The organism is Catellatospora chokoriensis, assembly GCF_011297315.1.
Classification (GTDB): domain Bacteria; phylum Actinomycetota; class Actinomycetes; order Mycobacteriales; family Micromonosporaceae; genus Catellatospora; species Catellatospora citrea.
This window is the reverse complement of record NZ_JAAOTI010000022.1, coordinates 152,066-168,277: the sequence shown is the minus strand read 5'-3', so window position 1 is coordinate 168,277 and position 16,212 is coordinate 152,066. Positions and strand designations below refer to the sequence as shown.

The following is a 16,212-nucleotide window of genomic DNA, read 5'->3' as shown; positions in this document are numbered from 1 at the left end:
GCGGCGTGGTGGGGGGCGGTTGGGGCGGGGGTTGTGGTGGCGGGGGCGGTGGGGGTCAAGGTGACGGCGGTGGTGGTGGTGCCGTTTGTGCTGATCTTGCTGGGGCGGCGGTGGTGGGGCGGAGTGGTGGCGGGGGTCGTCGCGTTTGCGGGGGTCAGCGTGGTGAGTGGGTTGGGGCTGGGGTGGGTTTCGGCGTTGCGGGGGACCGGGGAGCTGGTGCAGTGGAGTTCGGCGCCGACGGCGGTGGGCATGGCCGCGGGGTATGTGTTGCGGCTGGTCGGGCGGGGTGAGTGGGTTGACGCTGCGGTGGCCGGGGGGCGGGCGCTGGGGTTGGTGGCGCTGACGGCGGTCGGGGTGTGGGGGCTGGTGCACGCGTGGCGGCGGCGGGGTGACGTGGGGGCGGTCGTGCGGGCCTGCGGGTGGGTGATGGCGGCGACGGCGCTGCTGGGGCCGGTGTTCTATCCCTGGTACGCGCTCGCGCCGCTGGCCGTGCTGGCCGCGGCGGAGACCGATCCGCGGCGTCGGCGGTGGCTGGCCGTGGGGGCGGTGGTCTGCGCGTTCCTGACGCTGCCGAACGGGCTCGGGGTGCCGGTGCTGACCAAGGCGGTGGGGGCATTCGCGGTCACGGCCGCGCTGATCGTCGCCGCCGTCCGGTCCGGACCCAGAGCGACAGCGTGAACAGCACCAGCGCGAACCCGAACACCAGGTCCTCGACGGGGGCGTACGCGATGCGCAGGCCCGTGATCGCCTCGGGCGCGTAGCGGACCACCCCGCGGCCGGTCAGCACTCCGTTGCTGAGCAGCTGGAACACCAGCACGATCGGATACGTCGCCCAGAACACCGGGCTGAGCAGCACCCGGGTGCGCAGCACCAGCAGGTCGACCGCCACCGCGCCGGCCAGGCCGAGCGCGGCGGCCGCGGTGTACGTCACGAGCGCCCGGCCCGGTCCAGCACCTTGCGCACGGCCTCGAAGCCGAGGATCGCGCACAGCGGCACCGCCAGGAAGAACAGCAGCTCCTCCAGCGGCATCCCGCCGGGCAGCCAGACCCCGAGCACCTGGTCGTGATCGAAGGACCAGTGCCCGGCCGCGATCGCGGCGAGGTCCCACGCGCCGAACACCAGCACCACGGGCACCGCGACCACCAGCAGCCGCCGCCACTGGCGCAGCACCCCGACCTGCAGCACCGGCTCCAGCCACAGCGCGCACAGCAGGCAGCCGAGCAGCACCGCCAGGTACGCGTACACCGTCAGAAAGCCACGGCCTGGGCCCGGCGCTTCACCTCGCGGGCCTTGTCGCCGCCGAGGGCCGCCGCGGGCGTCCCCGGAAGCGTGTCGTCGGCGGTGTAGAGCCACCGCAGCGCCTCTTCGTCGTTGAACCCGGCGTCGCGCAGCAACGTCAGCACGCCGGGGAGGTGCTTGAGCACGATGTCGTTGGCCACCAGCTCCGCCGGCACCTGGCGCACGCCCTCATGGCGTACGGCCAGCAGCGAGCCGTCCTTGATCAGCTGGTGCACCTTGAGGATCGACAGGCCGAGGCGCTCGGCCACGTCCGGCAGGGGCAGCCAGGTCGTGGGTGCGTCGGTCGTCGAGTGCGAAGTTTCGGCCACCTCCACACCTTGCCACGTCGCCGACCGGGCCCACCACCGCATCCCCGTCCCGGCCGCCGTGGCGGCCGAGCAGAGGAGCCTTTGATGAATCCCTGGCAGACGATCAAACGGGAGATCGACGGCGCGCGCCGCTCGCTGCGCTACGACCTCGCCCGGCGCCGGATGAACGGCGACACCGCCGAGATGCCCGCGGTCGGTGCCGGGCCCGCCCCGCAGCCGCCCCAGGCCCGCCACCGGGTCGTGCTCGCCGCCGGCGCGCTGGTGCTCGCCTCGGTCGGGGTCGGCGGCTACTACGCGATCGCGGCGGGGGTGGACGCCCTGCTCGGCGACGAGCGCCAGCCCGGCGCCCTGCCGCACGTGACCGTGCCCGCGGGCTCCGCGGACCCGGTGCCGTGGCGGCAGGCGAACGCGACGCCGAGCCCCACCGATCGGGTGAAAGACGTCCCGGCCGGCCGGATCGTCACGCCGGGTCCCAGCCCGCGGCGTACGCCCCCGCCCACGCCGACCCCGTGCGACTGCGAGTCGTCGCCGACGCCCGCACCGCCGCCGTCGCCCAAGCCCTCGCCGTCGCCCAAGCCGTCGCCGTCGCCGAGCCCTTCGCCTTGCCCCAGCCCGTCCGTCTCGGCGTCGGAGTCGGCGTCGGCATCCGCGTCGGCATCCGCGCTGGCGTCGGCGTCCGCGATCGTGATGCCGGACACCTCGCACCCGGTGGACCCGGTTCCGCAGGACGCTCACGAGGACCCGGCGACCCCCTGACATGCTGCAGAAACGCCCGATCGCGACGCGATCGCACGCGCGGGTGTACGACGCCGGCCACCACCTGACTTAGACTGCGCTGCGATGGACACTCAGGTCGCCGATCCACTACTCGGCACACTCGTCGACGGGCGCTACCGCATCCGCGGTCGCGTAGCTCGTGGTGGCATGGCGACCGTCTACACAGCAGTGGACGAGCGCCTGGAGCGCACCGTCGCTCTGAAGATCATTCACCCGGCGCAGGTACGCGATGCCGCCGGCCAGGCGTTCAGCCTCGACCGCTTCACCGACGAGGCCAAGACCATCGCCCGGCTGACCCACCCCAACGTCGTCGCCGTCTACGACCAGGGCACCCACGCCGGCCTGCCCTACCTGGTGATGGAGTACGTGCGCGGCCGCACGCTGCGCGACATCCTCGCCGAGCGCCGCCGGCTCACCCCGGTCGAGGCCCTCGCCGTGATGGAGCAAATGCTGGCGGCGCTGGCCGCGGCGCACCGCGCCGGCCTGGTGCACCGCGACGTCAAGCCCGAGAACGTGCTGGTCGCCGAGGCGCCGACCGGCGGCAGCCACAACCTCATCGACGCCGTCGCGAAGGTGGCCGACTTCGGCCTGGCCCGCGCCGTCGAGGCCAGCGCGGACGACGCCAACGGCGGGCAGCTCATGGCGACCGTCGCCTACGTCGCCCCCGAGCTGGTCACCGACGGCCACGCCGACCCGCGCAGCGACGTGTACAGCGCCGGGATCGTGCTGTTCGAGATGCTCACCGGCCGCGTGCCCTACGACGCCGAGCGCCCCGTCGACGTGGCCTGGCAGCACGTGGACCGCGACGTGCCGCCGCCGTCGCGCATCGTCGCCGGCCTGCCCCCGGTGCTGGACGAGCTGGTCGCCTCGGCCACCCGCCGCTCCCCCGGCGGCCGGCCCACCGACGCCGGCGCACTGCTGACGGCCGTGCAGGCGGCCCGGGAGAACGTCACCGCGAGCACCACCACGCAGCGGATGCGCCCGGTGGCGCAGGAGACCGTGGTGGTCAACCACGTCGTGCCCCACGAGCGCCCGTCCTGGGCCCGGCTGCCCGACGCGCAGCCCGCGCCGCGCTCGCGCCGCCGCGCCCCGGCGCCGGCCCCGGCCAGCCCGGTCGACCGGATCAGGGCGAAGTACCGGCAGCTGATGGCCGACCCGCGAGGCCGCACGGCATTGACCGCCGGCGCGGTCGTGCTCGCCCTGCTGGTGCTGACCGGCGGCTGGTGGCTGGGCTTCGGCCGCTACGAGGTGACGCCGCAGCTGACGAACCTGACCAGGGACCAGGCCATCACCACGCTGACCCAGGCGGGCCTGGAGTACAAGCTGCTGGACCCGCAGTACCGGGAGGACGTGCCCAAGGACGTGGTGCTCGTGCAGAACCCGCCGCCCGGCGAGCGGGTCGTGCGCGGCGGCACGGTGGTGCTGACCCTGTCCGCCGGCCCCGAGCGCTACCTGGTGCCCGACGTGGTCGGCAAGTCCTGGGAACTGGCCGTCGCCGACCTGCAGGCCGCGCCGCTGAAACTGAAGGCGGTGCAGGCCGGGGAGAAGTACGACGACCTCGCCCCGAAGGGCACCGTGCTGTCGACCGACCCCAAGGCCGACACCCAGGTCAAGCCCGGCGACGAGATCAAGGTCGTGGTCAGCAAGGGCAAGGCCCCGCTGAGCGTGCCGTTCGTCGAGGGCAAGTCGATCACCGAGGCCACCGACATCCTGCAGAAGATGGGGCTGCGGGTGGTCGTCGAGCGCGTCGAGTCCGACAAGCCGTTCGACGTCGTGGTGAAGCAGACCCCCGCCAACGGCGCCGGCGCGGAACCCAATGACGCGGTGACGCTGCAGGTCAGCAACAATCAGAACGTCAAGGCGATGCCGGAGGTGCGCAACGGGCGCTGCGGCGACGCCGAGGGTCTGCTGGCCTCGATGGGGCTGCAGGTCGAGGTCCGCGGGGTGCTCGGCGACAAGAACTGGTTCAAGGTCGTCAACCAGGACCCCGCCCCGAACACGGCGGTACAGCCGGGACAGCACGTGGTGATCGAATGTCAGCTGGGATGACGAACGCGGTGGGCGCGCACGCGCCGACGGCCGGCGGGCTGGCCAAGGCCGCCCTGGCCTACGTGGACACGGTCGCGGCCACGGCCGTGCAGGTCTTCGTGGGCAACCCGCGGGGTTGGGCCCGCCCGGCCGGCGACCCGCGCCAGGACGAGGCCTTCACCGCCGGCTGCCACACCCGCCGGATCCCGTCGTACGTGCACGCCTCGCTGCTGGTGAACATCGGCTCCCCCACCGCCGCGACGGTCGAGCAGTCCCGCGAGGTGCTGGCGCACGCGCTGGTGCGGGCCGCGGCGATCGGCGCGCACGGCGTGGTCTTCCACGCCGGCTCCTCGGTCGACGCCGAGCACACCCCGGCGGCGATGCGCCAGGTGCGCCAGGTCCTGCTGCCCCTGCTGGACGCGCTGCCCGACGACGGCCCGCGGCTGCTGGTCGAGCCCAGCGCGGGCGGCGGGCGGTCGCTGGCGGCCCGCGTGGAGGACCTCGGGCCCTACCTGGACGCGGTGGACCGCCACCCGCGGCTGGGCGTGTGCTTCGACACGTGCCACGCCTGGGCGGCCGGGCATGACCTGGCCAAGCCGGGCGGCATGACGCTCACCCTGGACTCCCTGGTGGAGGTCTGCGGCCCGGACCGGCTGGGTCTGGTGCACGCCAACGACTCCAAGGACCCGGTCGGGTCCACCCGCGACCGGCACGAGGCCATCGGCAAGGGCATGATCGGCTCGGAGGCGTTCGCCGAGATGTTCCGACACCCGGCCATCGCCGGTGCGCCGATCATCGTCGAGACGCCGGGTGAGACCCACGCCGCTGACATTTCCCTGCTCAGGGGCTTGCGCTAGGTAATTCCTTTAGGGCACCCTTACTGAGGCAAGGCTTGCTTGATCGGAGCCTCACTCCTCCAGTGCCGAAGGGTCCCTGCTGTGTTCGTGTGCATCTGTGAACGGGTTCGTGAGTGCGAAGTGCGCTCGGTGATCCGCGCGGGCGCGCGCTGCGAGGAGTCCGTCGGCGAGGCATGTGGTGCAGGAACCGGCTGCGGTTCCTGCCTGGACCGCATCTGTGACTTGATCGACGAGGAGAAGACCGACACGCTTGTGGCAATCGCCGCATAATCGGACAACAAGCGTAGATTTACCCCCTATACGAGAGTTCCCGTGGGGGGTTACTTCACCATGCAAGGCGACGCCCGAGTCATAGAGTTCCTCAACGAGCAGTTGACCGCCGAGCTCACCGCGATCAACCAGTACTGGCTCCACTACCGGATGCAGGAGAACTGGGGCTACACGAAGCTCGCGAAGTACACCCGGCACGAGTCGATCGACGAGATGAAGCACGCGGACCGTCTCGCCGAGCGGATCCTGTTCCTCGACGGCCTGCCGAACTTCCAGAAGCTCTTCGCGCTGCGCATCGGCGAGACCGTCAAGGAACAGTTCGAGTGCGACATGAAGGTCGAGGTCGAGGCCGTGGAGCGGCTGCGCCTCGGCATCGACTACATGCGCTCGGTCGGCGACGTGACCTCGGCCAACATCTTCGAGGACATCCTCCAGGACGAGGAGCACCACATCGACTACCTGGAGACCCAGCTCGGCCTGATCGCCAGCCTCGGCGAGGGCCTCTACCTGCAGAACGTCACGGAGCATCCGGAGCCCTGAGAACTTCGCAGTCTTCTCTAAGATCACAGACGGGTCGGTGCGGGACGCACCGGCCCGTCGCACGTATCTGGGGAGGTACCGATGAGGCGATGGACGACGGTTTTGCTGCTGGCACTGGCACTCACCGCGGGCTGCAGCAAGCAGCAGGAGGCCGGGGCGGCGGGCGCGTGGGGTTCCCCGGCGGATCCCAGCGCGGCCGCACAGGCGGCCGACACGGGCGTGGGAACCGCGCAGCCCGGGGCCGTCGCGACCACCGCCGCCCCGACCACCGCTCCGGCACCGACCGCGGGCACGGTCGCGGCGAGCACAGGGGCGGATGCGCCGGTCCCGACCGGGCGTAAGGAGATCGTTCGGTTCGCCGTACCGGTAGGCGACTGGCAGCGCGTCTTCGACCAGGTGGTGGCCGCCGGTTACCGGCTGGCCTACAGCGACGGGTACGAGGTGGGCGGCCAGACCTTCCTCAACGGGGTCTTCCGACCGGCGGACGGCACGGCGTGGCAGTCGCGGCACAACCTGTCCGCAAGCACCTACCAGACCACCTTCGAGCAGATGAAAGCCGGCGGCTACCGGCTCAGCCACCTCACGAGCTATCTCGTCGGCGGCCAGATCCGCTACGGCGCGATCTGGCGCAAGGCGGCCGGCCCGGCCTGGGTGGCCTATCACGGCCTCACCCAGGCGAAGCACCAGGAGCGCATCACCGACCTGACCGCGCAGGGTTACCACCCGGTCGCGATCTCGGTCGCAAGCCCAGGTGGCACGCCGCAGTGGGCAGCGCTCTACGTCAAGGAAAGCGCCGGATCCTGGCTGGCCAAGTCATGGCTCACCCCCGCCGAGTACCAGCAGCAGTTCGACGCGGCCGCGGCCAAGGGCATGCGCGTGGTCTACCTCAGCGCGACACAGGACGGCACCGGCGTACGGCTTTCGGTGATCTTCCAGAGCGGCACCGGCGCCTACCAGGGCAGGCACGGCATCACGGCTGCCGAGGTCGCTGACCAGGCCGGCACCAATGCGGCCGCCGGGCGGCTGACCAGGGCCGTCGCCGGCTACGCCACCGACGGCTCGGCCCGGTTCGCCGCCGCCTGGTCATAGCAGCCTGGTGAGCACGTCGACGGCGCGGTCCAGCGCCGCGTCGTCGACGTCCAGGTGAGTGATGAGGCGGCCGGTGCGCGGCCCGAGCGCGCTGACCAGCACCCCCTGCTCCCGGGCGCGGGCCGCCAGCGTGGGCGCGTCCAGGGCCGTCTTGGCCAGGTCGAGGATGACCAGGTTGGTGCGTACCCGGTCCAGGTCCACCACCCCGAACGGTGCCAGCGCCTCGGCCAGCCGCCGCGCCCGCATGTGGTCCTCGGCCAGCCGGTCGAGGTGGTTGTCCAGCGCGTAGACACCGGCCGCGGCGAGGATGCCCGCCTGGCGCATCCCGCCACCCATGCGCTTGCGGATCCAGCGCGCCTTCGCGATCTTCTCCGCGCTGCCCACCACCAGCGAGCCGACCGGCGCGCCCAGGCCCTTGGACAGGCACACCGACAGCGTGTCGAACAGCGCGCCGTACTCCGCCAGCGGCACCCCGTCGGCGATGTGCGCGTGCCAGATCCGCGCCCCGTCGCAGTGCATCGCGATCCCGGCGGTGTCGGCGGCCTCGCGCAGCCCGCGCAGCGTGTCCATCCCGATGACGACGCCACCGGCCATGTTGTGGGTCTGCTCGACCGCGATCGCCCGGGTCGGCACGGCGTGGTACCCGTCGGGGCGGATCATCGAGGCGACCTGCTCCACGTCGATGGCCCCGGCCGCGAAGGGCCAGGTGCGGCTGGAGATGCCGCCGATGGCGGCGGCCGCGCCGATCTCGTACGTCACCACGTGCGCGTTCGCGTCGCACAGCAGCTCCTGCGCGGGCGGCACGATCAGCTGCAGCGCGATCTGGTTGGCCATCGAGCCGGTCGGGGCGAACAGCGCCGCCTCGTGCCCGAACATCTCGGCGACCTTGCGCTCCAGCGCGTTGACGGTCGGGTCCTCGGCGTACACGTCGTCACCGACCTCGGCGGAGGCCATCGCGGCCCGCATCGCGGCGGTCGGCTTGGTCACGGTGTCGCTGCGAAGATCAACCAGTTGCGTCATGCCTCGTTCCTACCGCATCGGCGGTGGCGACCATGCAGGGGGCAGCGCACAGCATCACTCGTCACTACGCTGCGCGCCATGACCGAGTTCGCCGCGGGGAAGAGATCCGCCCTGCTCGTTCGCGGGCTCCTGGCGGTGGCCCTGCTGGTTCTGGTCTCATGGCAGGTCCTCGCGCGCACCTATGAGCTGGAGGGGGGCTCGTTCGGCGGTGGCGGCACGGATTCGAGGCCGTTCCAGCAGCCTCACCGCAGCGGCATCCTCTACCGGTTCGAGGTCGGCCGGACCTACGACCTCTACTTCTCCGTCCGCAATCCCGGCCCGGTCCCGGTGCGTGTCGAGGAAGTCGGCGACAACGGGCAACTGCTGGTCGATCGGCTCGCCATACTGCCGGGCACGCCTGCCGGCTGCTGCGATCAGGCCGGTGCAGCGCCCTTCCAACCGGTCGACCTCGCCCCCGGACAGGAACTGCTCATCCTCGCCACGCTGCGGCTCCACCAATTCAGCGACAGCCAAGCCGACTGGCCCTGCTCCAGCCGCCGGTGGTGGTGGACCATGCCTGTGCGCTTCTCCGTGCTCGGAACGGCACGCAGCTCGGAGGTGCTGCTGCCGGAGACGTTCTTCATCGAGGCACCTGGATGCCACGCCTCGACCTGAACGAGGACGCGGCCCCGGACGGACCGGGAGGCTGACGCCCGGTGATCGTCATTTCCGGTCATGATCTGCGGTCTGAGCACAGATCATGACCGGAAACGGCGACCATGAACCGGAAGGCGCGGCAGTCTCTCGCGCCCAGGGGGTCAGCCGCGCAGCATCTCCGCGACCAGGAAGGCCAGTTCCAGGGACTGCTGGGTGTTCAGGCGGGGGTCGCAGGCGGTCTCGTACCGGCCGGGCAGGTCGGAGTCGACCAGGGCCTGCGCGCCGCCCAGGCACTCGGTGACGTCCTCGCCGGTCAGCTCGATGTGGATGCCGCCCGGGTGGGTGCCCAGCATCTTGTGCACCTCGAAGTAGCCCAGCACCTCGTCGACGATCCGGTCGAAGTGGCGGGTCTTGTACCCGTTGGACGACTCGTGGGTGTTGCCGTGCATCGGGTCGCACTGCCAGACGACCTTCGCGCCGTTGTCGCGCACCGTCTCGACCAGCCGGGGCAGGCTGTCCCGGACCTGGTGGTTGCCCATCCGGCTGATCAGGGTGAGCTTGCCGGGGATGTTGTCCGGGTTGAGCATCTCGCACAGGCGCAGCGCGTACTCGGGCGTGGTGGTCGGGCCGAGTTTCACGCCGATCGGGTTGGCGATGCGGGAGATGAAGTCCAGGTGCGCGCCGTCGAGGTCGCGGGTGCGCTCGCCGACCCAGAGGAAGTGGCCGGACAGCCCGTACGCCTGGCCGTCGGCGATGCGGGTCAGCGCCCGGTCGTACTCCAGCGCCAGCGCCTCGTGCGAGGCGTAGAGGGTGACCGTGCGCAGGGCCTCCTCGTCGGTCATGCCACAGGCGCGGATGAACGCGAGCGCCCGGTCGATCTCGCGGGCGATGGCCTCGTAGCGCTCCCCGAAGGCGGAGGTGCGCACGAAGTCACGGTTCCAGTCGTGCACGGCGTGCAGGTCGCCCAGGCCACCGCCCAGGTACGCGCGCAGCATGTTCATCGCGGCGGCCGCGTTGGCGTACGCCCGGATCATGCGCTGCGGGTCGGCGACCCGGGCCTGCGGCGTCGGCTCCAGCGAGTTGATCATGTCGCCGCGGTAGGCGGGCAGGCCGAGGGAGTCCAGCGCCTGCGAGCGCGGCTTGGTGTACTGCCCGGCCACCCGGGCCACCTTGACCACGGGCATGCTCGCGCCGTACGTCAGCACCACCGCCATCTGGAGCAGGGTGCGGGCGTTGGCCAGCAGGTGGCTCTCGGTGTTGTCGGCGAACGTCTCGGCGCAGTCGCCGCCCTGCAGCAGGAACGCCTTGCCCTCGCAGACCTGCGCGAGCCGCTGGCGCAGCTGGTCCACCTCGTAGGGCGCGACGATCGAGGGCACCGAGTCCAGCACCCGGCACACCTGCTCGACCTCGTCGTAGTCCTCCCACGGCGGCATCTGCGCCCGCGGCAGGGTGCGCCAGTGGTCCAGACCGAGGTCCTCCGCCGTGGCGAGGCTGGTGGGCCGGCCGATGGTGACGCCGGACTCGCCGGGCTGCCGGTTGTCGCCCAGTTCGAGACCGGGGTGCCTGAGCTCATGCCATTCGTGGCGCATGGCCTCAAGGGTAAGGCCGTGCCCGCTGCCCACCGCAGCCGACGTGGCGCATTCCGCACGCTGAGATCACCCTGCGCGAACGTGTCGCCACCAGGGCGCGGCCTCGTTGATCGAGTATGAGCGAGCACCGCGGGCGAAACACGTCGAAGACGCGTCATGGCGACGACGAGCGCTGCGAGGAGAAGGCATGACCGCCTTGCCGCGGCTGGCGGAGTACGCGCCGCACCGGATCGTGTCCGACATCGACCTCGAAGGGCACGTCGTGCCGGGGCTGACCGGTGAGTTCTTCCGCCGGCCCGAGGACGGGCGCACCGCCACGGTGGGGCTCTACCGCTACCTGGGCATCGAGCTCTTCATGGCCTGGGGGTACGTCGGGGAGGAGCACTGCCGGTGGACGGCCTACCGGCGCACCGACGGGGGCTGGGGCCCGCCGCACCCAGGCTGCCCGCGCGTGCGGCGCAGCGGCGAGCAGCTGGAACTGGACCTGGACGGGGAGCGGGTGGCCCTGCGCACCACCGCCCGACCCGGCAGCAGCTCCGGATCGGGCGGTTGCGCGGTACCGCCGCCGGCCGTCCGCGACTCGTCGCACACAGCCGACAGCGGGTTCGCACCGTCTGCCGGGTCGCCCCGGCAGCGGGTCTCTCAGCCGGCCGCTTCGACCGCGACGGCGACCTCACGCCTTACGTAGACGATCGAGGTGACCGTGATGGCGAGGCTGGTGACCAGGGCCATCGAGTGCAGCACGGGGTCGGGGATGGGCACGAACGCCAGCACGCCCGCCGGGATCTGCACCAGACCGATCAGCAGCATCAGCGCTGCCGAGCGGCGGCCGCGGGACCAGGCGAAGGCCGTCCACACCGGAGCGGTGACGACCGCGAGGGTGAGCACGTCGAGGATCGCGTGCAGCACGGGGTTGGTGACCTTGTCGTGTGCGTACGCATAGGCCGGGGCGGAGATCATGAGGGCGGCGAGGGTGGTCCCGATGACTGTGGCGGCACGTCGCATGGCCGTCTCCTTGCGTGCGGCTCCGGTGGCGGAGCGGGCCGGGGGTTCGGCTCAAACTCCCTGCTCCGAGCCTAAAGCGACGGTCCGAACAGCAGGAACCCCCGCAGGCGTGAATGATCCTGCGGGGGTACTCCGATCACGTGAACCTGGTCAGGACGCCTGGTCGGCGATCTCCTTGGCCCGGTCGCGGGCGGCCTCCAGCGCGGCCAGGAACGCGGCGCGCACGCCGTGGTTCTCCAGCTCGCGGATGGCCGAGATGGTGGTGCCCGCGGGCGAGGTCACCGCCTCGCGCAGCTTCACCGGGTGCTCCCCGGAGTCGCGCAGCATGATGGCCGAGCCGATCGCGGTCTGCACGATGAGGTCGTGCGCCACCTGGCGCGGCAGCCCGAGCAGGATGCCCGCGTCGGTCATCGCCTCGACCAGGAAGTAGAAGTACGCGGGGCCGGAGCCCGACAGCGCGGTGACCGCGTCCTGCTGGCTCTCCGGGACCCGGATGGTGCGGCCCAGCGGCGAGAACAGCTCCTCGGCGATACCCAGGTGGTGCGCCGTGGCGTGCGGCCCGGCCGAGATCGCCGTCATCGCCTCGTCGACCAGGGCGGGGGTGTTCGTCATGACCCGCACCACGGGCGTGCCCTCGGCCAGCCACTTGCTGAAGAACCCGGTCGGCAGACCGGCACACAGTGAGACGACCAGCTTGCCGGCCGGTATCTGCGGCCCCAGCTCGGCCATCAGCGCCCCGGCGTCCTGCGGCTTGACCGCGATCGCCACCACGTCGGCGGCGGCCACCGCCTCGGCGTTGTCCAGCACCCTGATGCCGTACCGGTTGCGCAGCTGCTCGGCCCGCTCCTCCCGCCGCGCCGTCGCGACGATCTGGTCCACCGGCCACCCGGCCTTCACCAGCCCCGACAGCAGCACCTCACCGATCTTCCCCGCCCCGATCACGGCAACGGTGTACATCCGCGCTCCCTCCATGAGCAGAGCGGGTTGATCATGAAGTTAGGGGTGCCGACACACCGTCGAACACGTCCATAAGTTCATGATCAACCCGCCGTGGGGTTGACCGGGTCAGCCGAAGAAGGCTTCGGCCTCGGCGTAGCGGTGCGGGGGGACGGTCTTGAGCTCGCGGGTCGCGTCGGCGAGGGGGACGCGGACGATCTCGGTGCTGCGCAGGGCCACCATCTTGCCGAAGTCGCCCTCGTGGACGGCGTCGATCGCGTGCAGGCCGAAGCGGGTGGCCAGCACCCGGTCGAAGGCGGTGGGCGTGCCACCGCGCTGGGTGTGGCCCAGCACGACCGCGCGCGCCTCCTTGCCGGTGCGCTTCTCCAGCTGGTCGGCCAGCCAGTTGCCGATGCCGCCGAGGCGCACGTGGCCGAACGCGTCCAGCTCGCCGTTGAGGGTGATCATGTCACCGTCGGTCGGCATGGCGCCCTCGGAGATCACGATGATCGGCGAGTAGTTGGTCTTGAACCGGGTCTCCACGTGCTCGACGACCTTGTCCAGGTCGAACTTCTGCTCGGGGAGCAGGATCACGTTCGCGCCGCCGGCCAGGCCCGCGTGCAGCGCGATCCAGCCCGCGTGGCGGCCCATGACCTCGACGACCACGGTGCGGTGGTGCGACTCGGCCGTGGTGTGCAGCCGGTCGATCGCCTCCATGGCGATGTTGACCGCGGTGTCGAAACCGAACGTGAAGTCGGTCGCACCCAGGTCGTTGTCGATCGTCTTCGGCACGCCGACGACGTTCACGCCCAGCTCGGTCAGCTTGGTGGCCACCCCGAGGGTGTCCTCGCCGCCGATCGCCACGAGCGCGTCCACGCCCATGTCGGCCAGGTTCTGCTTGATCCGCTCCACGCCGCCTTCGATCTTGAAGGGGTTGGTGCGGGACGAGCCCAGGATCGTGCCGCCGCGCGGCAGGATGCCGCGGACCTCAGGGATGCCCAGCGGGCGGGTGATGCCCTCCAGCGGTCCCTTCCAGCCGTCGCGGAACCCGACGAACTCGTGCCCGTAGGTGCCCACGCCCTTGCGGACCACGGCGCGGATGACCGCGTTGAGACCGGGGCAGTCGCCGCCGCCGGTGAGTACGCCGATACGCATTTTCTCGTCCTCCCGATTACGGGTAGTCAGTTGCCGGGCCCCGGGAGACGAGTGATCACGGCTACGTTGCCGGCCGGGGCGGGCCGCAAATGCGCACTGTACTGGGATCACCGGGCTTAGGCCAGCACGCCCCGCCGCTGTCCGGATGTCGGGGCCGCAAGCCGTTCACCAGGCGAGCGCAACAGTGTCGTCATGGCAAGGTTACCCGTGCGTGACACGCGCGCGGCAGCCCGGGCCGTGCCGTCCCGGCCTGTCACCGGGCATTCACCCGGCGTCCACCGCGGGCGGCTTGGCGTCCTTGCGCTTACGCGCCGTCATCGCCCGGAAGCGGGCCAGGTTGTGCCGGGCGTCGACGAGCGCGTCGTGCCGGGCCGTCGCCGCCTCGGGCAGCGTCGGGCGCCCCTTGTCGTCCCACAGCTGGCGCAGCTCCTTGGTGAAGCGCGGGATGGCCCGGGGCAGCGTCACCATCGCCCCCCACAGCTGCGCCAGGCACACGTGGTCGTACGCGCCGTACCAGGCCCACAGCTCGATCGTCTCCTGCGGGCGGCCCTGCAGCGGCTCGGTGAGGAACTCCAGCAGCTCGGTGCGGATGCGCTCGCGCGAGCGCCACGCCTTGTCCGCCGGGGACGGCAGCAGGTTGAGCACGTTGTCGCGCACCCAAGGAATGGCCCGGGACGGGTCGAACTCGGTGGAGACGGCGTAGAACTCCCGCCCGAACTCGTCGACCACGCCGATCGAGACCAGGTCGATGGTGACTCCGTCCTCGATGAACTCGCAGTCGTAGAAATAGCGGTAGGCCACGGTTTCCCCTGTCGTGAGGATCTCTGCTGTACGCCCGGCGTCGCGGACCCCTACCCTGACGCCATGACGTTCTCGATCGTCGCGCGTTCGGCCGACGGGGTCGCACACGGGGTCGCCGTAGCCAGCAAGTTCCTGGCCGTCGGGGCGGCGGTGCCCGCCGCCGAGGCCGCCGTCGGCGCACTGGCCACGCAGTCCTACGCCAACCTGGCCTACCGGCCGCAGGGACTGGCGCTGCTGCGCACCGGCACCGCGGCCGGCGACGTGGTGGCCGGGCTCACCGCCGCCGACCCGGGCCGCGAATCCCGCCAGCTCGGCGTCGTGGGCCGCACCGGCGACGGCGCGACGTTCACCGGCGCGGACTGCCACGGCTGGGCGGGCGGCCGCACCGGCGACGGGTACGCGATCCAGGGCAACATCCTCGCCGGACCCGAGGTGGTCGCCGCGATGGAGACCGCCTGGCTGTCCTCGGCACCGTCGGCGGCGCTGGCGCGGCGGCTGCTCGCGGCGCTGCGTGCGGGCGACGGGGCGGGCGGCGACAAGCGCGGGCGGCAGAGCGCGGCGCTGCTCGTCGTCGCCCCCGGCCAGGGCTACGGCGGCACCAGTGACGTCGTGGTGGACCTGCGTGTGGACGACCACCCCGACCCGTGCGCCGAGCTGGCCCGCCTGCTCGACATCCACACGCTGCTGTTCGACAAGCCCGACCCGGCCACCCTGCTGCCCCTGCGCGACGCCGTCGCCGACGAGGTCCGCGCCCTGCTCGCCGCCCGCGGCCACGCGCAGTCCGATCTCGACGCGGCCCTGTCCGACTGGGCCGGCATCGAGAACCTCGAGGAGCGCATGGTCCCCGGCCACATCGACCCCCTGGTCCTCACCCACCTCCGCGCCTGAAGGCGCACCTGCACATCGCCATACGTTGTGGAAGGCGCCCTTCCTCACGCTCAGTCGTCGAGCAGGGCGATGCGGGCCTGGTCCAGGGCGGTGCGCCAGCGGTCGACGGGGGCGTCGGGCGCGGCGTCGGCCAGGCGTCGGGCGCAGGCGTCGGCCTCCATCGCCCAGCGGAAGCGCAGCAGGGTGTCGAGGCTGCCCTCGATCTCCGCGACCGGCACCGGGCCGCTGTCCTCGTACGCCGAGAGCAGTTCCCGAGCCCGCGCCGGGCCGCCGGCATGCCGCACGGCCGAGGCCACGTCGTACATCAGCGGGCCGAACCGCGCGCGACCCCAGCTGACCAGCCCGATACGGCCGGTCGCGGGGTCCAGCCGGAACGCCTCCGGGCGGGGGTCGCCGTGCAGCGGGCCGACCGTGAGCCGGTCGGTGACCTGCAGCTTCGTCAGCGCGGTTACCGCGCCCGCGATCGCCGGCCGCAGCCAGCCCGCGACGGACAGATACGGCGCGTCCGGTCGCAGCGGATGCCAGGCGGGCAGGCCGGGGTGCCGGAACCCGGCGAGCCCGCGGTGCGCCGCCCCGAGCCGGTCGCCCCACCACTGCTGGTCGACCGGGTCCGCGCCGTCGAGCGGGCGGCCGGGCACGAACTCCAGCAGCGCGAGCACGTGCTCGTCGGCGGGCACGCACAGCGCGCCGTCCGCGGCGCGCACCGGGGCGCCCGTGTCCAGACCCTGCCGGGCGAGATGTTCGGCAGCGGCCAGCCCCGCCTCGAATCGGGGGCGCTCCACGCCCGCGACCAGGACTGCCAGGTACCGCTGGTCACCTGCGGCAACCGACCTGGTCGATGTCGTCGGCTCACCGTCCAGCGGAGTGCAGCCGTCCGGCTGAAGGTGCCATGCCGTCCGAAGTGTCGTGCGGATCGTATCGTCAGCCAGCACGGGCGGATTATCACATGTGGCAGCACGCTGTCGTATCCGTCGCGGGTGTCTGCGTTGCGGTAGATCCGGCAATGGACAGGTG

At 71.9% G+C, this 16,212-nt stretch carries 19 protein-coding genes and 1 pseudogene; 10 read left to right on the top strand and 10 right to left on the bottom strand.

The annotated features are described in order from the left end of the window. Window positions 1-678 (top strand): annotated as a pseudogene (locus HAV39_RS29175) (polyprenol phosphomannose-dependent alpha 1,6 mannosyltransferase MptB); the annotation flags it as partial. Here HAV39_RS29175 and HAV39_RS29170 read toward each other — a convergent pair. The 3 genes from HAV39_RS29170 to HAV39_RS29160 are packed head-to-tail and all read right to left on the bottom strand — an operon-like array spanning window position 623 to window position 1,607. Next, complete coding sequence (locus HAV39_RS29170; protein WP_191842377.1) at window positions 623-931, bottom strand: lycopene cyclase domain-containing protein; 309 nt, start codon at window positions 929-931, stop codon at window positions 623-625. The pseudogene HAV39_RS29175 and the gene HAV39_RS29170 overlap by 56 nt on opposite strands. After that, window positions 928-1,245, bottom strand: a complete 318-nt coding sequence (locus HAV39_RS29165; protein WP_239120148.1) for a lycopene cyclase domain-containing protein — start codon at window positions 1,243-1,245, stop codon at window positions 928-930. Before HAV39_RS29165 ends, HAV39_RS29170 begins: the two co-directional genes overlap by 4 nt. Before the next feature lie 2 nt (window positions 1,246-1,247). Continuing rightward, a complete protein-coding gene (locus HAV39_RS29160) occupies window positions 1,248-1,607 on the bottom strand; it encodes an Rv2175c family DNA-binding protein (RefSeq protein ID WP_120321379.1) in 360 nt (119 codons plus the stop codon). An 84-nt stretch (window positions 1,608-1,691) separates the two neighbouring features. Here HAV39_RS29160 and HAV39_RS29155 point away from each other — a divergent pair, with 84 nt between their 5' ends. From HAV39_RS29155 to HAV39_RS29130, 6 genes are all read left to right on the top strand, one after another. After that, entirely contained in the window at window positions 1,692-2,363 is a 672-nt protein-coding gene (locus HAV39_RS29155) for a hypothetical protein (protein WP_191842376.1), read from the top strand. 84 nt (window positions 2,364-2,447) lie between these two features. After that, window positions 2,448-4,433 carry a Stk1 family PASTA domain-containing Ser/Thr kinase gene (gene pknB, locus HAV39_RS29150; RefSeq protein ID WP_191842375.1) on the top strand — a complete coding sequence of 662 codons (1,986 nt, stop codon included), beginning with the start codon at window positions 2,448-2,450 and terminating at the stop codon, window positions 4,431-4,433. Next, entirely contained in the window at window positions 4,430-5,269 is an 840-nt protein-coding gene (locus HAV39_RS29145; RefSeq protein WP_373311570.1) for a deoxyribonuclease IV, read from the top strand. Before pknB ends, HAV39_RS29145 begins: the two co-directional genes overlap by 4 nt. An 81-nt stretch (window positions 5,270-5,350) precedes the next feature. Further along, entirely contained in the window at window positions 5,351-5,539 is a 189-nt protein-coding gene (locus HAV39_RS29140; protein ID WP_120316150.1) for a (2Fe-2S)-binding protein, read from the top strand. A gap of 42 nt (window positions 5,540-5,581) precedes the next feature. Further along, window positions 5,582-6,079: a bacterioferritin gene (gene bfr, locus HAV39_RS29135; protein WP_275413897.1), complete on the top strand. Its 498-nt coding sequence runs from the start codon at window positions 5,582-5,584 to the stop codon at window positions 6,077-6,079. Between the two features lie 81 nt (window positions 6,080-6,160). Beyond that, entirely contained in the window at window positions 6,161-7,168 is a 1,008-nt protein-coding gene (locus HAV39_RS29130) for a hypothetical protein (protein ID WP_191842373.1), read from the top strand. On the opposite strand, the gene HAV39_RS29125 is transcribed toward HAV39_RS29130, so the two are convergent. Then, on the bottom strand, window positions 7,163-8,188 hold the full coding sequence (locus HAV39_RS29125; protein WP_191842372.1) for a threonine aldolase family protein: 1,026 nt from the start codon (window positions 8,186-8,188) through the stop codon (window positions 7,163-7,165). The genes HAV39_RS29130 and HAV39_RS29125 overlap by 6 nt on opposite strands. Window positions 8,189-8,266: 78 nt before the next feature. Between HAV39_RS29125 and HAV39_RS29120 the strand changes: the two genes are divergently transcribed. Next, window positions 8,267-8,842: a hypothetical protein gene (locus HAV39_RS29120; RefSeq protein WP_191842371.1), complete on the top strand. Its 576-nt coding sequence runs from the start codon at window positions 8,267-8,269 to the stop codon at window positions 8,840-8,842. Between the two features lie 143 nt (window positions 8,843-8,985). On the opposite strand, the gene HAV39_RS29115 is transcribed toward HAV39_RS29120, so the two are convergent. After that, on the bottom strand, window positions 8,986-10,413 hold the full coding sequence (locus HAV39_RS29115; RefSeq protein WP_191842370.1) for a class II 3-deoxy-7-phosphoheptulonate synthase: 1,428 nt from the start codon (window positions 10,411-10,413) through the stop codon (window positions 8,986-8,988). Window positions 10,414-10,600: 187 nt separating this feature from the next. On the opposite strand from HAV39_RS29115, the gene HAV39_RS29110 reads away from it, so the two are divergent. Beyond that, window positions 10,601-11,101: a hypothetical protein gene (locus HAV39_RS29110; RefSeq protein WP_191842369.1), complete on the top strand. Its 501-nt coding sequence runs from the start codon at window positions 10,601-10,603 to the stop codon at window positions 11,099-11,101. On the opposite strand, the gene HAV39_RS29105 is transcribed toward HAV39_RS29110, so the two are convergent. The 4 genes from HAV39_RS29105 to HAV39_RS29090 form a co-directional block, all read right to left on the bottom strand. Further along, window positions 11,056-11,418: a hypothetical protein gene (locus HAV39_RS29105; protein ID WP_120316155.1), complete on the bottom strand. Its 363-nt coding sequence runs from the start codon at window positions 11,416-11,418 to the stop codon at window positions 11,056-11,058. The two genes, HAV39_RS29110 and HAV39_RS29105, sit on opposite strands and share 46 nt — an antisense overlap. A 150-nt stretch (window positions 11,419-11,568) precedes the next feature. After that, the gene (gene proC, locus HAV39_RS29100) at window positions 11,569-12,375 is read right to left on the bottom strand and encodes a pyrroline-5-carboxylate reductase (protein ID WP_191842368.1); all 807 of its coding nucleotides are present in this window, start codon (window positions 12,373-12,375) and stop codon (window positions 11,569-11,571) included. A gap of 108 nt (window positions 12,376-12,483) precedes the next feature. Beyond that, a complete protein-coding gene (locus HAV39_RS29095; protein WP_120316157.1) occupies window positions 12,484-13,509 on the bottom strand; it encodes a 6-phosphofructokinase in 1,026 nt (341 codons plus the stop codon). A 264-nt stretch (window positions 13,510-13,773) separates the two neighbouring features. After that, window positions 13,774-14,310 (bottom strand): polyadenylate-specific 3'-exoribonuclease AS, encoded by a 537-nt coding sequence (locus tag HAV39_RS29090; RefSeq protein ID WP_120316158.1) that lies wholly within the window; start codon window positions 14,308-14,310, stop codon window positions 13,774-13,776. Between the two features lie 63 nt (window positions 14,311-14,373). On the opposite strand from HAV39_RS29090, the gene HAV39_RS29085 reads away from it, so the two are divergent. After that, entirely contained in the window at window positions 14,374-15,198 is an 825-nt protein-coding gene (locus HAV39_RS29085; protein WP_191842367.1) for a DUF1028 domain-containing protein, read from the top strand. Between the two features lie 50 nt (window positions 15,199-15,248). Here the strand turns inward: HAV39_RS29085 and HAV39_RS29080 are convergent, their stop codons facing one another. After that, entirely contained in the window at window positions 15,249-16,130 is an 882-nt protein-coding gene (locus HAV39_RS29080) for a phosphotransferase enzyme family protein (protein ID WP_191842366.1), read from the bottom strand. Between the last annotated feature and the right edge of the window lie 82 nt (window positions 16,131-16,212).